The 14,116-nt window shown below is 58.2% G+C and carries 15 protein-coding genes; 9 read left to right on the top strand and 6 right to left on the bottom strand.

Features of this window, described 5'->3' with window-relative positions; translation table 11 throughout:
* Nucleotides 1-8: 8 nt before the first annotated feature.
* The 4 genes from ACOYXE_RS24610 to pilG form a co-directional block, all read right to left on the bottom strand.
* Nucleotides 9-2,057 carry a methyl-accepting chemotaxis protein gene (locus tag ACOYXE_RS24610; RefSeq protein ID WP_405122719.1) on the bottom strand — a complete coding sequence of 683 codons (2,049 nt, stop codon included), beginning with the start codon at nt 2,055-2,057 and terminating at the stop codon, nt 9-11.
* Between the two features lie 144 nt (nt 2,058-2,201).
* Nucleotides 2,202-2,741 (bottom strand): chemotaxis protein CheW, encoded by a 540-nt coding sequence (locus tag ACOYXE_RS24605; protein ID WP_007913675.1) that lies wholly within the window; start codon nt 2,739-2,741, stop codon nt 2,202-2,204.
* A 10-nt stretch (nt 2,742-2,751) separates the two neighbouring features.
* Nucleotides 2,752-3,117 carry a twitching motility response regulator PilH gene (gene pilH / locus ACOYXE_RS24600; RefSeq protein WP_095125845.1) on the bottom strand — a complete coding sequence of 122 codons (366 nt, stop codon included), beginning with the start codon at nt 3,115-3,117 and terminating at the stop codon, nt 2,752-2,754.
* 60 nt (nt 3,118-3,177) lie between these two features.
* Nucleotides 3,178-3,582, bottom strand: a complete 405-nt coding sequence (gene pilG / locus ACOYXE_RS24595) for a twitching motility response regulator PilG (protein WP_007913673.1) — start codon at nt 3,580-3,582, stop codon at nt 3,178-3,180.
* 225 nt (nt 3,583-3,807) lie between these two features.
* Between pilG and gshB the strand changes: the two genes are divergently transcribed.
* The 8 genes from gshB to ACOYXE_RS24555 all read left to right on the top strand — a co-directional run bounded on the left by gshB (nt 3,808) and on the right by ACOYXE_RS24555 (nt 11,094).
* Nucleotides 3,808-4,779 (top strand): glutathione synthase, encoded by a 972-nt coding sequence (gene gshB / locus ACOYXE_RS24590; RefSeq protein WP_160059754.1) that lies wholly within the window; start codon nt 3,808-3,810, stop codon nt 4,777-4,779.
* Between the two features lie 106 nt (nt 4,780-4,885).
* Nucleotides 4,886-5,785, top strand: coding sequence for an energy transducer TonB (locus tag ACOYXE_RS24585; protein ID WP_460926762.1), 900 nt, complete (start codon nt 4,886-4,888; stop codon nt 5,783-5,785).
* Nucleotides 5,786-5,956: 171 nt separating this feature from the next.
* Nucleotides 5,957-6,529, top strand: coding sequence for a YqgE/AlgH family protein (locus ACOYXE_RS24580; RefSeq protein WP_016985971.1), 573 nt, complete (start codon nt 5,957-5,959; stop codon nt 6,527-6,529).
* Nucleotides 6,529-6,966: a Holliday junction resolvase RuvX gene (gene ruvX, locus ACOYXE_RS24575; protein ID WP_007913667.1), complete on the top strand. Its 438-nt coding sequence runs from the start codon at nt 6,529-6,531 to the stop codon at nt 6,964-6,966. The genes ACOYXE_RS24580 and ruvX overlap by 1 nt, the downstream gene beginning before the upstream one ends.
* Nucleotides 6,967-7,045: 79 nt before the next feature.
* Nucleotides 7,046-7,552, top strand: a complete 507-nt coding sequence (gene pyrR, locus ACOYXE_RS24570) for a bifunctional pyr operon transcriptional regulator/uracil phosphoribosyltransferase PyrR (RefSeq protein WP_460926761.1) — start codon at nt 7,046-7,048, stop codon at nt 7,550-7,552.
* Between the two features lie 27 nt (nt 7,553-7,579).
* On the top strand, nt 7,580-8,584 hold the full coding sequence (locus tag ACOYXE_RS24565) for an aspartate carbamoyltransferase catalytic subunit (RefSeq protein WP_007913665.1): 1,005 nt from the start codon (nt 7,580-7,582) through the stop codon (nt 8,582-8,584).
* A complete protein-coding gene (locus tag ACOYXE_RS24560; protein WP_460926760.1) occupies nt 8,581-9,852 on the top strand; it encodes a dihydroorotase in 1,272 nt (423 codons plus the stop codon). Before ACOYXE_RS24565 ends, ACOYXE_RS24560 begins: the two co-directional genes overlap by 4 nt.
* A 321-nt stretch (nt 9,853-10,173) precedes the next feature.
* Nucleotides 10,174-11,094, top strand: coding sequence for a lipid II-degrading bacteriocin (locus ACOYXE_RS24555; RefSeq protein ID WP_460926759.1), 921 nt, complete (start codon nt 10,174-10,176; stop codon nt 11,092-11,094).
* A gap of 583 nt (nt 11,095-11,677) precedes the next feature.
* On the opposite strand, the gene ACOYXE_RS24550 is transcribed toward ACOYXE_RS24555, so the two are convergent.
* Nucleotides 11,678-12,109, bottom strand: coding sequence for an NINE protein (locus tag ACOYXE_RS24550; protein WP_460926758.1), 432 nt, complete (start codon nt 12,107-12,109; stop codon nt 11,678-11,680).
* A 248-nt stretch (nt 12,110-12,357) separates the two neighbouring features.
* Between ACOYXE_RS24550 and ACOYXE_RS24545 the strand changes: the two genes are divergently transcribed.
* Nucleotides 12,358-12,975, top strand: coding sequence for a C40 family peptidase (locus tag ACOYXE_RS24545; protein WP_016985978.1), 618 nt, complete (start codon nt 12,358-12,360; stop codon nt 12,973-12,975).
* A gap of 105 nt (nt 12,976-13,080) precedes the next feature.
* Here the strand turns inward: ACOYXE_RS24545 and ACOYXE_RS24540 are convergent, their stop codons facing one another.
* Nucleotides 13,081-14,115, bottom strand: coding sequence for a type IV pilus twitching motility protein PilT (locus tag ACOYXE_RS24540; RefSeq protein WP_007953348.1), 1,035 nt, complete (start codon nt 14,113-14,115; stop codon nt 13,081-13,083).
* Nucleotide 14,116 lies beyond the last annotated feature (1 nt).

Here is a 14,116-nt window from a genome sequence, read left to right as displayed (position 1 = left end):
CACTCCACTCACGCTTTATCTGTCGCCGCCGGCAAGGTGAAGCCGGACACCGAACGCCGTAGCTGACTGGCCATTTTCGTCAGGTTGCCGATGCTCTCGGCGGTGGCCGTGGAGCCGGACGAGGTCTGCGAGGTGATCTGCTGGATCACGTTCATCGTCAGCGAGATCTGCCCGGCCGAAGTCGTCTGCTGCTGCGCTGCGTTGGAGATGCTTTGAATCAGCGCCGCAAGGGTCTTCGATACGCCTTCGATTTCTTCCAGGGCCACACCGGCATCCTGCGCCAGTCGCGCGCCGCGCACCACTTCAGTGGTGGTTTGCTCCATGGAAATCACGGCTTCATTGGTGTCGGTCTGAATCGCCCGCACCAGGGTTTCGATCTGCCGGGTAGCAGCGGACGAACGTTCGGCGAGGCGCTGCACTTCGTCAGCGACCACAGCAAAACCGCGCCCGGCGTCACCGGCCATCGACGCCTGAATCGCCGCGTTAAGGGCGAGGATGTTGGTCTGGTCGGCAATGTCGTCGATCAGGCTGACGATGTCGCCGATTTCCTGCGACGACTCGCCGAGACGCTTGATGCGTTTGGCGGTGTCCTGAATCTGTTCGCGAATATTGTCCATGCCGTGGATGGTGTTGTGCACCACCTCGTTGCCCTTGTTGGCGATCTCCACGGAACGCTCGGCGACCGCTGAAGACTCGGCGGCGTTGGCCGAGACCTGATCGATGGATTCGGCCATGTCACTGATCGCCGTCGACGCTTCGGAAATCTGTTGAGCCTGATGCTCCGAGGCTTGGGCCAGGTGCATGGCGGTGGCCTGGGTTTCCTGCACCGCTGCGGCGACCTGACCGGCAGTGAGGTTGATCGTCGCGACGAGATCGCGCAGTTGGTCGACGGAATAGTTGATCGAGTCGGCGATAGTGCCGGTGAAGTCTTCGGTCACCGAAGCGGTCACGGTAAGATCGCCGTCGGCGAGGTCTTCGATCTCGTCGAGCAGACGCATGATCGCGTTCTGGTTGCGCTCGTTCTTCTCGGCGGTTTCGCGCAGTTGCCGGTTGGTTTCACGGACCATCACCAGACCGATAAGGATGATCGACGCCAGCGCCAGCAAACCGAGGACGTAACCGCCGATGGTGTCGGTGTTGCGCCCGCCGGCAAGGTTCTCGAAGCGAGTGGCCAGGTGCGAGGCTTCGTCGAGCAGGGTTTGCGAGAGGCTGAAGATATTGCTCGCCGATTCACGCACCTTGAACAGCTCCGGCGAGGTTTCGAGGATTTCATCCACCGAGCCGGAAACGAACTGGAACAGTTCGGAGATTTCGCTCAAACGCGCGCGGGCATCACGGTCTTCGACCTGGCTGATTTTCAGCGCTGCGTTGCCTTGCAACATGCCGTTGAGCACCTGGCCAAAACGGGTGGCGTCGCGGCCAAAGGCATCGGCGGCTTGCTGGGAGTTTTCGTCGCCGGCGAGCACAGTGTTGACCGCGCCGAGGATACGTTCGGCGAGCAGCGATTGGCGCTGGGCCATCGCCACTTGCGCCGCCGGAGCACCGCGCTGGAGGAGGATTTCGACGACTTTTTCGTATTCGATCTGCAACTGCGGCACGGTTTCGGCCAAAGTCGCGGCGACCTGATGCAGCGACAGCACAGTCTGCTCGCTGGAAAGAATCGCGTCGGTGTTTTTCAGCAGGCGCTCCCAGTCGAGCTGCACGGCGCGCATTTCCGGGCGCACAGTGGCCGGGGCGGGAGGCAGGCCGGTGGCCGGGTCGCCCTTTTTCAGGTAACCCCAGCGCTGAGCGAAATCGTTGCGCGCATCGCTGAGCAACTTGAACGCGGCAGCCTTGCCAGCGGCGGCTTCGGTGGCGTTCTTGGCAATGCGTTGCGAGAGCACGCGCAGCTCACCGGCGTGGCCGATGTACTGTTTGTCGTAGTTCGCTTGGGTGTTGAGGTACGCGAAGTTGGCGAACAGCAGCATGATGAACACGATCAGTGCGATGAACAGCACGATGATCTGCGAGCGACTGCGCGATCCTTCCGCCGGCTTGCCTGTTTTTGCTTTTGTCATCGGTCCTCGCCTGTTTGAAGCTCACCGGTAGAACCTGTAGGAGTGAGCCTGCTCGCGATTGAACGATAACGCGGTGTACTTGATACACCGCGGTGCCTGAATCGCGAGCAGGCTCACTCCTACAAGGGATCTTTGTTGTAACGGCTATATCGCAACGCTCATGAACACCGGGGATTTCGCCAACGCGAACAAGCTGAACACCCGCCAGTTCTGCTCGCGGCGGAAATAGCCTTTGACGAACTCGGCCTTGGAGCCCTGGCGCTTGCTGATCGAGATCGGTTCGAAACTGTCCTGCTCGAAATGCTGCAGACCAATAACCTCATCGACCATCAACCCGGCAAACACATCGCCATGCTCTACCACCAAGACCCGCCGCTGTTTACGCAACGGCGACAGTTCATGCCCGAAGAAGCCGCACAGATCCATGATCGGCAGCAGCCGCCCGCGCAGGTTAGCCACACCCTTGACCCACGGCTTGACGCCGGGCAACTGAGTGAAACGCGGCTCGTGCAGCACTTCGCTGACTTCGCCCATCGGCGCCACATACCAATGCTCGCCAAGGCGAAAGCCGATGCCGCTCCAGCGATCCTGGCGCGCCGGTTGCGACGGCAGGTCCGCCGCCAGCAAGCGGCAACGCTGGTCGATTTGCCAGAGCAGTTCGAACGCGGTCAGCGATTCGCTCATGGTCGCGCGATCAGCCTTCGAGCACGTTGTTCAGGGTCTTGATCAGGGTGTCTTCGTCGACCGGTTTGGTCAGGTAGTCCTTGGCGCCCTGGCGGGTGCCCCAGACCTTGTCGGTTTCCTGATCCTTGGTGGTGATGATGATCACCGGGATGTGTCCGGTTTCCGGATCTTTGGTCAGTTGACGAGTCGCCTGAAAACCATTGAGGCCGGGCATGACGATGTCCATCAATACCGCGTCGGGTTTTTCCTGACGGGCCAGGGCCACGCCGTCGGCGCCGTTTTCGGCTTTGAGCACTTCATGGCCGTGCTTTTCGAGCATGCCGGTGAGTTTGTACATTTCAGTCGGCGAATCATCGACGATCAGGATACGTGCCATGGTTTTCCCCATTTTTCTTGTCGACGCGCGGCCCGCTGGCCGCGTGTCTCTGTACGTGTCTTACTGCGGCAAAACGGCGGCGAAGCCCGGAACATGGGCCTGGATCGCGTTGAGCAGTTCTTCCTTGCTGAAAGGCTTGGTCAAAAATTGATCAGAGCCGACAATCCGCCCCTTGGCCTTGTCGAACAGCCCGTCACGCGATGACAGCATGATCACCGGCGTCGCCTTGAACGCACTGTTGTTCTTGATTAAAGCGCAGGTCTGATAACCATCCAGACGCGGCATCATGATGTCGACAAAAATGATCCCGGGATGGTTGTCGGCGATCTTCGCCAACGCGTCGAAACCGTCGATCGCCGTGATCACTTCGCAGCCGACATTCTTCAATAAGGTTTCGGCGGTGCGACGAATCGTTTTCGAGTCGTCGATCACCATGACCTTCAAGGCGCTGGACTGCTGTTCCATAAGAGGGCTCTACCGTCGCCTTTGCGAATCAAATTGTCCGTTTTGCGGTTATGAATGGCTCGAAACCCTTGATGCTCAAGGGTTAGCACGCTACGCCAGCCTTTTTAGCACAGTCTCCAGATGCAATCTATCGACGGGTTTTCCCTTGACCGAAAACCCGCCCGGCGCCACTCTGGCGGCACTTTTTCAATACCGATCCGGTAGCCAATTTTCGAGGAAAACCCAATGAGCGTTCGCGTCGGGATTGTCATGGACCCTATCGCCAGCATCTCCTATAAAAAGGATAGCTCGCTGGCCATGCTGCTGGCCGCGCAGAAGCGTGGCTGGGAACTGTTCTATATGGAACAGCGTGACCTGTATCAGGGTGAAGGTCAGGCCCGGGCGCGCATGAAGCCGCTGAAAGTCTTCGCCAACCCGGAAAAATGGTTCGAACTGGACGCCGAGCAGGACAACCTGCTGAGCGATCTGGACGTGATCCTGATGCGCAAGGATCCGCCGTTCGACATGGAGTTCGTTTACTCCACTTACCTGCTCGAACAGGCCGAAACCGCTGGCGTGCTGGTGGTGAACAAGCCGCAGAGCCTGCGCGACTGCAATGAAAAGCTGTTCGCCACGCTGTTCCCGCAGTGCACGCCGCCAACCATCGTCAGCCGCCGCGCCGACGTGCTGCGTGAATTCGCCGCCAAGCACGGCGACGTGATCCTCAAGCCGCTGGACGGCATGGGCGGTACTTCGATCTTCCGCCACCGCGCAGGCGACCCGAACCTGTCGGTGATTCTGGAAACCCTGACCGCCCTCGGTGGCCAGCAGATCATGGGCCAGGCCTACCTGCCAGCGATCAAGGACGGTGACAAACGCATTCTGATGATCGACGGCGAGCCGGTGGATTACTGCCTGGCGCGGATTCCGGCGCAGGGCGAAACCCGTGGCAACCTGGCGGCCGGTGGCCGTGGCGAAGCGCGTCCGCTGACCGACAAGGATCGCTGGATTGCTGCACAGGTCGGTCCGACCCTGCGTGAGAAAGGTCTGCTGTTCGTTGGTCTCGATGTCATCGGTGAAAGCCTGACCGAAATCAACGTCACCAGCCCGACTTGCATCCGTGAGATCGACAACGCCTTCGGCACCGACATTGGCGGCCTGCTGATGGACGCGATCGAGAAGAAGCTGCAAGCCTCGAGCCGCAAGCAGCAAGCTTGAAGCCAGTGGTGTGCAGCTTGTCGCTTGAAGCTAGTCGCTTGCAGCTAAAAACCAACATTGCGTTATCATGCCGAGCCCGTAAAAACGCGATGTTGGTTTTTCTGTTATGACCCTCCCGTCCGATCTGCCCGCAGAACTCGCCCACCGTGGCGTGCGCCCAGCCGATCGCCTCGGATTTACCCTATTCCTCGCGGCGCTGATCCATTTGGCGCTGCTGCTCGGCGTCGGCTTCACGATGGTCGAGCCCAAGCAAATCAGCAAAACCCTGGAAATCACCCTCGCCACCTTCAAGAGCGAAAAGAAGCCGCAGAAGGCTGACTTTCTCGCACAGGAGAATCAGGAAGGCAGCGGCACGCTGGACAAGAAGGCGATCCCGAAGACCACTGAGGTCGCGCCGTTCCAGGACAATCAGGTCAAAAAAGTCACCCCGCCCCCGGCCGCCAAGCCGGAAGTGCAGGAGGCCGCGCCCAAGGCTGCGGTGACCACCGTCGCGCCGAAGCCGAAAAAGGCGCCGACCAAGAAAGAAGAAAGCAAAACCGAGGTCAAACCGACGGTTGATGCGCCAGAATTCGACAGCTCGCAGCTGTCCAGCGACATCGCCAGCCTCGAAGCCGAACTGGCCAAGGAACAACAGCTGTACGCCAAGCGTCCGCGTATTCACCGCTTGAGCGCGGCGTCGACCATGCGTGACAAGGGCGCCTGGTACAAGGATGACTGGCGCAAAAAGGTCGAGCGCATCGGCAACCTCAATTACCCCGAGGAAGCACGGCGCAAGCAGATCTACGGCAATTTGCGCCTGATGGTCTCGATCAATCGCGACGGTTCGCTGTATGAAGTGCTGGTGCTGGAATCTTCCGGCCAGCCGCTGCTGGATCAGGCCGCGCAGCGCATTGTTCGACTGGCGGCACCGTTTGCCCCGTTTACCGGGGACTTGTCGGATATCGACCGTCTGGAAATCATTCGTACCTGGAAATTCGCCCGGGGCGACAAGCTCTCGAGCAACTGACACAGCACAGACCCCCTGTAGGAGTGAGCCTGCTCGCGATAGCGGTATGTCAGAACCTGAACATTTGACTGACACACCGCTATCGCGAGCAGGCTCACTCCTACAGTTGATCGGTGTGTTGCATACATCTCCAGCTTGTCAGTTTGCCCCCCGAACGCCACACTAGCGCACATGAAAAACGTCAGCCCCAGCTACCTCAAGCATCAATTCCTGATCGCCATGCCACACATGGCCGACCCGAACTTTGCCCACACCTTGACCTACATCGTCGAGCACACGGCCAATGGCGCTATGGGGATTGTGGTCAACCGGCCGCAAGAGCTGAATCTGGCCGACATTCTTGAGCAACTGCGCCCGGACATCGACCCGCCAGCACTCTGCCAGCACGTACCGATCTTTATCGGCGGCCCGGTGCAGACCGATCGCGGTTTCGTCCTTCACCCGGCGGGCAAGACCTTCCAGGCCACCGCGCAGCTGGACGGCGATCTGGCCCTCTCGACCTCGCAGGACGTGCTGTTCGCCATCGCTGACGGCGTCGGCCCGGCAAAAAGCCTGATTGCCCTCGGTTACGCCGGTTGGGAAGCCGGGCAGCTGGAAGCGGAACTTGCCGACAACGCCTGGCTGAACTGCCCGTACGACGCCGACATCCTGTTCAACACCAGCAGCGAACTGCGCCTCGAAGCGGCAGCCAGGCACTTGGGGATCAACCTCAGCCTGCTGACCAGCCAGGCAGGTCACGCCTGATGGCGCTGCGTCTGATTCTCGGCTTCGACTACGGCACCAAACAGATCGGCGTCGCAGTCGGCCAGGTGATTACCGGCCAGGCCCGCGAGCTGTGCACCCTGAAAGCGCAAAACGGCATTCCCGACTGGAATCAGGTTGAAGCGCTGTTCAAGGAATGGAAACCCGACGCCGTGGTCGTCGGCCTGCCGCTGAACATGGACGGCACACCCAGCGAAATGTGCCTGCGCGCGGAGAAATTCGCCCGCCGCCTCAATGGCCGCTTCAACGTGCCTTTCTATACCCACGACGAGCGCCTGACCACCTTCGAGGCCAAAGGCGAGCGGCTGGTTCGCGGCGGCCAAAAAGGCAGTTACCGCGACAACCCGGTGGACGCCATCGCCGCCGCTCTGCTGTTGCAGGGCTGGCTCGATGAAAACACCGCATTGTTTGAATCCTGACAAGCGCTTCGGCGCTTTTCTTTTGAGTGAAAAACCGAGTCGCGTCCAAGGACTGACTCGCCCCCAACAAGGAGCAACCATGAGCCTGCCAAATCCCGCCGATCTGATCAGCCAGATGGCGACCCGCCTCAAGGCGCACCTTGCCCAGCGTGACATCACTGAAACGCGTTACATCGGCATCCGCACTGGCGGCATCTGGGTCGCGCAGGCCTTGCTCAAGGAATTGGGCAGCGACGCGCCACTGGGCACGCTGGATGTTTCCTTCTACCGCGACGACTTCAGCCAGAACGGCCTGCACCCGCAAGTGCGCCCGTCCGCCCTGCCCTTCGAGATCGAAGGCCAGCATCTGGTGCTGATCGACGACGTATTGATGAGCGGCCGTACCATCCGCGCCGCCATGAACGAATTGTTCGACTACGGCCGCCCGGCCAGCGTGACCCTGGTCTGCCTGCTGGACCTGGATGCCGGCGAGCTGCCGATCCGCCCCAACGTGGTCGGCGCGACCTTGTCGCTGGCGGCTCACGAACGGGTAAAGCTGTCCGGCCCCGAGCCGTTGACGCTCGAACTGCAAGACATGTCCCTTTAATCCGCCCTATTGAGAGTCCCCTTCGCGATGACGCCTCTAGATACCAAGCGCCCGCTGCAGCTCAATGATCAGGGCCAGCTGCGCCACTTCCTCTCGCTCGACGGCCTGCGCCGCGAGTTGCTGACGGAAATCCTCGACACTGCCGACTCGTTTCTCGAAGTCGGAGCCCGGGCGGTGAAGAAAGTCCCGTTGCTGCGCGGCAAGACCGTGTGCAACGTGTTCTTCGAAAACTCCACGCGCACCCGCACCACCTTTGAACTGGCGGCCCAGCGGCTGTCGGCGGACGTGATCACCCTGAATGTGTCGACCTCGTCGGCAAGCAAGGGCGAAACGCTGCTCGACACCTTGCGCAACCTTGAAGCCATGGCCGCCGACATGTTCGTCGTACGCCACGGTGATTCCGGCGCCGCGCACTTCATCGCCGAACATGTCTGCCCGCAAGTGGCGATCATCAACGGCGGCGACGGCCGTCACGCCCACCCGACGCAGGGCATGCTCGACATGCTCACCATCCGTCGGCACAAGGGCGGTTTCGAAAACCTCTCGGTGGCCATTGTCGGCGACATCCTGCACTCGCGGGTTGCGCGCTCGAACATGCTCGCGCTGAAGACCCTCGGTTGCCCGGACATCCGCGTAATCGCGCCAAAAACCCTGCTGCCGATCGGAATCGAGCAATACGGCGTGAAGGTCTACACCGACATGACCGAAGGCCTGAAAGACGTCGACGTGGTGATCATGCTGCGCCTGCAGCGTGAACGCATGACCGGCGGCCTGCTGCCGAGCGAAGGCGAGTTCTACCGCCTGTTCGGCCTGACCACCGCGCGTCTGGCCGGGGCCAAACCGGATTGCATCGTCATGCACCCGGGGCCGATCAACCGCGGGGTGGAGATTGAGTCGGCAGTGGCCGACGGTCCGCACTCGGTAATTCTCAACCAGGTCACTTACGGCATCGCGATTCGTATGGCTGTGCTGTCCATGGCCATGAGCGGGCAAACCGCGCAGCGTCAATTCGAGCAGGAGAACGCCCAGTGAAGCTCAGCATTCTCGGCGCACGCGTCATCGATCCAAGCAGCGGCCTGGATCAAATCACCGACATTCACGTTGAAGCCTGCAAGATCGTCGCCCTCGGCGCGGCCCCAGCGGGCTTCACGGCAGTAGAAACCATCGATGCCCAAGGCCTTATCGCCGCTCCAGGCCTCGTCGATCTGAACGTGGCCCTACGCGAGCCGGGTTACAGCCGCAAAGGCTCGATCATCAGCGAAACCCGCGCTGCTGCCGCCGGTGGTGTGACCAGCCTGTGCTGCCCGCCGAAAACCAAACCGGTGCTCGACACCTCCGCTGTGGCTGAGCTGATCCTTGATCGCGCTCGTGAGGCCGGCAACACCAAAGTCTTCCCGATTGGCGCGCTGAGCAAAGGTCTGGATGGCGAGCAACTGGCTGAGCTGGTTGCGCTGCGCGACGCCGGTTGTGTGGCGTTCGGCAACGGTCTCGAGAGCTTCCGCAACACCCGCACCCTGTGCCGGGCGCTGGAATACGCAGCAACCTTCGACCTGACGGTGATTTTCAACTCGCAGGATCATGATTTGGCTGAAGGCGGCTTGGCCCACGAAGGCGCCGTCGCCAGTTTCCTCGGCTTGCCAGGTATTCCGGAAACCGCTGAAACCGTGGCCCTTGCCCGCGACCTGTTGCTGGTCGAGCAGACCGGCGTGCGTGCGCATTTCAGCCAGTTGACCAGTGCTCGCGGTGTTGCCCTGATCGCTCAGGCGCAGGCCCGTGGCTTGAAGGTGACGGCGGATGTCGCGCTGTATCAGCTGATTCTGACTGACGAAGCGCTGATCGACTTCAGCAGCCTGTACCACGTGCAACCGCCGCTGCGTACGCGTGCGGATCGCGATGGTTTGCGTGAAGCGGTGAAGTCCGGTGTGGTCTCGGCGATCTCCAGCCATCACCAGCCGCACGAACGCGATGCCAAACTGGCACCGTTCGGCGCGACCGAGCCGGGCATCAGCAGTGTTGAACTGTTGCTGCCGCTGGCAATGACGCTGGTTGAGGATGGTTTGCTGGATCTGCCAACGCTGCTGGCGCGACTGAGCGCGGGCCCGGCTGAAGCGCTGCGTCTACCGGCTGGCAAACTGGCGGTGGGTGGGGCGGCGGATATCGTGCTGTTCGATCCGCAGGCTTCGACGGTGGCTGGTGAGAACTGGTTGTCGAAGGGTGAGAACTGCCCGTTCATTGGGCACACTTTGCCGGGTGTGGTTCGCTATACGCTGGTGGATGGGCGGATCAGTCACCAGGCGTAAACTCTAATGATCGCAGCCTGTAGTGGGCTGCGATCTGTTGGACTTCGGTTAGTAATACCAAATTGTCTAATTACTAAAATTCCGCTCAGCTCCCTTCCTGAACCAGCACATACACTCGTTTAATACCCGCTATTTGCTCCCATCAACAGGTGTAGGAAAAGGCACGCGAGCCACAAAGAAATTTCCGACACCTTTCTTTCCTACGAAAATAACTTCGGCACAACCAGAAACAGACTACAAAATTTCCATATCCAAGTTTAATACGCCACCCCTAATATAAAACCTGCAAAAAGGACGACAATCACCAACAAGGATGAACATATGAAAAACGGACTTACGCCTCCACCTATCGTCACCAGGGGCACAACAGGGAATTCTGGCGGCTTTACAGTTAACCATGGTTTTAGCTGGGGAACCTACGCCACGGCAGATTGGCAGGGCGCTGGAGAAGCCATTATCAACCATGATGGTCAAACCTACTCACTCCCCTTAAGCGATGGGCCTGTGTTGTCTTCAGCGGAAATGGATATGTTCCATTCCTGGCTGGAAATAAAATCTGGCATCAAAGCTTTCACCTATGAGCTCCAAATGGTGAACAAGGCAATAAATAACGATGCTCTAGGAGGCATTCGTGACCTGTGGAGAATCACTGAAAGCGATAACTACCTACTCAACAGCGCCGCTGTTATTAGCCACGGCTACTTTAAGAACAAGATTATAAACTTCAGTTTGGCTGATGCATTTGCTGCGCAGCAGAAACTAAGCCCGATAGAAGCACTGATCAAAGTTTCGGCTACAGCTCCATACAATTTAAATTACGAAACATTGACTACCGAGTTGTCGGGAGGCACTTTCAGCCCAATTAAAGCTTTCGCCCACTACCTGTGGGGGAACGGGGAGAGGATGAGAGTGAGCATTAACAATATCGGCCTGAACGTCAGGGCCAACGAACTGCCGCTACTGGCCAATTCAATTGCCAGCACCCGAGAGGCCGGTACCTATTATTTATCTGATCCGAAGATCCCTTACGCAACCATCAATGACAGCAACGTCACCGGAGCTTACCTAGGAAGAATAACGTTGAGCATGGAAGGAAGTTTCACGCGAGATGTACAAGGATCCTGGATTTTCGATGGCGTCGTCAGAGCCTATACCGATACTTATGATTTCGACGCCAGCAACAGATCAACAGCGCTTGAAGTCTTAACAACAGCCGGTAGAGTATTCTCCGGAACGCATTAGGAGATCGATATCTTCGGCGAGCAAAAAATACGGCTCACCGGAGCTGGCTTTCAACCGACCCCGTAGATTTTAATAATATCTTCCATGCCCACTCAGTGGAGCTCAAATGAAGAGACTCTATAAATTTTCGAGTTGTACGTATCTCATTTTGCTCGCAGTCACATTTTGCACCGGCGTATTCATACTCACTAAAAATCTCGAGGCGCAAATATACGATGCCAAACAAGATTCAATCGGCCTCCCCTTTAGCGTAATGTTTGCTATATGGTTGACACTGACACTTAACCACCTAATGCAGATTTTATTATTGCAAAAGTCACGCACTCGCTTCTCTGCAAGTCCAATCCGAAAAATACCAGCATATTTGCTTGCCACAGTGTCACTGGTGATTCTTGTGGAGAGTACTGTTTATTGGTCGATACCGAACCATGCAGTCATCGCAATATTTTACGTTGCTAGCACAATCACGTTTATCGCTTTTCAGGTAAGCACATTTGCCCAATTGAAATAATACATTAGCAAAACAACTCTTTGAGGAACTTGCCAAACCGTTCGTCTAAGCGGTCTGGCAAGTCTCTCATGTTTACTGGAACGCACCGCGATTCTGCGCGTTGCGCACCGACACCTGATCATTCAGCGTCCAGAAGTCATACAGCACACCCAGAAAGAACAACCCACCCGTCAGCAGATAGATCAGTCCGCTGATCCACTTGCCTTGGTACATCCGGTGCACACCGAGCGCGCCAAGGAACGTCAGCAGAATCCACGCCACGTTGTACTCGATCGGCCCGGCGGTAAAACGCAGATCCGCTTCGCGATCCATTGCCGGGATCAGAAACACGTCGATCAGCCAGCCAATGCCGAGCAAACCGAAGGTGAAGAACCAGATCGTCCCGGTCACCGGCTTGCCGTAATAGAAGCGGTGGGCGCCAGTAAATCCGAAAATCCACAGCAGATAACCGATGATTTTGCTGTGTGTATCTTGCTGCTGAACAACTTGTTGATAGGGGTTCATGAAGACCTCGATTCACACGATAGATAAATATTCTTGAATTCTTTGTGACTTTTTTACAGGTAGCCGACGTACGGCAAGTGTTACCGTTGCTACCGTCAAAGCCTTATAGCACCTGACTTCTGTCCGACAATTGCGTCCATTTGCCGCTTATTTGGTTCCGTTGGCTGCCAACTGAATCGACCAACGGACTCAGAATGAAAAAAAACTCTGTTATAAAGTTGCGCGCTATCACTGAAGAGCCACGCCTAATGCGACCATTTTTCAAGACATGGCTAACCATCTGCCTATTAATGCCACTGGCCGCCCACGCCACCAATCGTGAGCAACGTCTTCCTAACGTTAACGGCTTTACCCCTAAATCCCATGCTTCGGCTCCCTCGAGCAAAAGCAGCAAAAGCAAAACCACCACGCTGAGCAGCAAGAGCCACAGCAAGCTGGTGCCACCGATGGCGAGCAAGGAAAGCAGCAACGTGCTGAGCCGTGCGGTCAACGTCCTCGGTACCCCTTATCGTTGGGGCGGCAGCAGCCCAAGTAAAGGTTTTGATTGCAGCGGTCTGGTGAAATACGCGTTCAACGACGCTACGTTCGACCTGCCACGCACCTCGAATGCCATGGCCAGCGGCCACGGCGAGAAAGTCGAGCGCAAGGATCTGAAGCCGGGCGACCTGATTTTCTTCAATATCAAGAGCCGTCGGGTCAACCACGTTGCCATCTACCTGGGCAACGACCGCTTCATCCACGCGCCTCGTCGTGGCAAAGCGGTGAGCATCGATACGCTGAACAAGCCGTACTGGCAGCAGCATTACGTGGTTGCCAAGCGTGTGTTGCCGAAAGAACAAAGCCAGATGCGCGTGGTTCAGCGCTAAGTCTTCGAAGCAAGATCAAAAGATCGCAGCCTGCGGCAGCTCCTACATCGGGATCAGCGTTTCCCTGTAGGAGCTGCCGCAGGCTGCGATCTTTTGCTTCTGACCTCAGAAATTATCCGGCGTACGCGCCTTCTCCCGCGCATGCTCACGGCTGATCAAGCCCTTGGTCACCAGATCTTTCAGGCACATGTCCAGTGTCTGCATCCCCAACGACCCACCCGTTTGAATCGCCGAATACATCTGCGCGACCTTGTCCTCGCGGATCAGGTTACGGATCGCCGACGTGCCCAGCATGATCTCGTGCGCCGCCACCCGCCCGCCGCCGATCTTCTTGATCAGCGTCTGCGAGACCACCGCCAGCAACGACTCCGACAGCATCGAGCGCACCATCGACTTCTCGTCACCCGGGAATACGTCGACCACACGGTCGATGGTTTTCGCCGCTGACGTGGTGTGCAGCGTGCCGAACACCAGATGCCCGGTTTCGGCGGCGGTCAGCGCCAGGCGAATGGTTTCCAGATCGCGCATCTCGCCGACCAGTATCACGTCCGGGTCCTCGCGCAGCGCCGAGCGCAGTGCGGTGGCGAAACTGCGGGTATCGCGGTGAACTTCACGCTGATTGATCAGGCATTTACGCGATTCGTGAACGAATTCGATCGGGTCTTCAATGGTCAGGATGTGATGATGGCGATGGGTGTTGAGGTAATCGATCATCGCCGCCAGTGTGGTCGATTTTCCCGAACCGGTCGGCCCGGTGACCAGCACCAGCCCGCGCGGGGCATCGGTGATCTTTCGGAAGACGTCGCCCATGGCGAGGTCTTCCATGCTCAGCACTTTCGACGGAATCGTACGGAATACAGCGCCGGCGCCACGGTTCTGGTTGAAGGCATTGACCCGAAAGCGCGCGACACCGGGGACTTCGAAGGAAAAGTCGGTTTCCAGGTGTTTCTCGAAGTCGACCCGCTGGGTGTCGTTCATGATGTCGTAGATCAATTCGTGCACTTGCTTGTGATCCAGCGCCGGCAGATTGATCCGCCGCACATCGCCATCGACACGGATCATCGGCGGCAGACCGGCCGACAGGTGCAGGTCGGAAGCGCCTTGTTTGGCGCTGAAGGCCAGCAGTTCAGTGATATCCATA

The organism is Pseudomonas sp. MC6, assembly GCF_054790575.1.
Note: the sequence above shows the minus strand (reverse complement) of the source record. Positions and strands in the feature narration are given on the sequence as shown.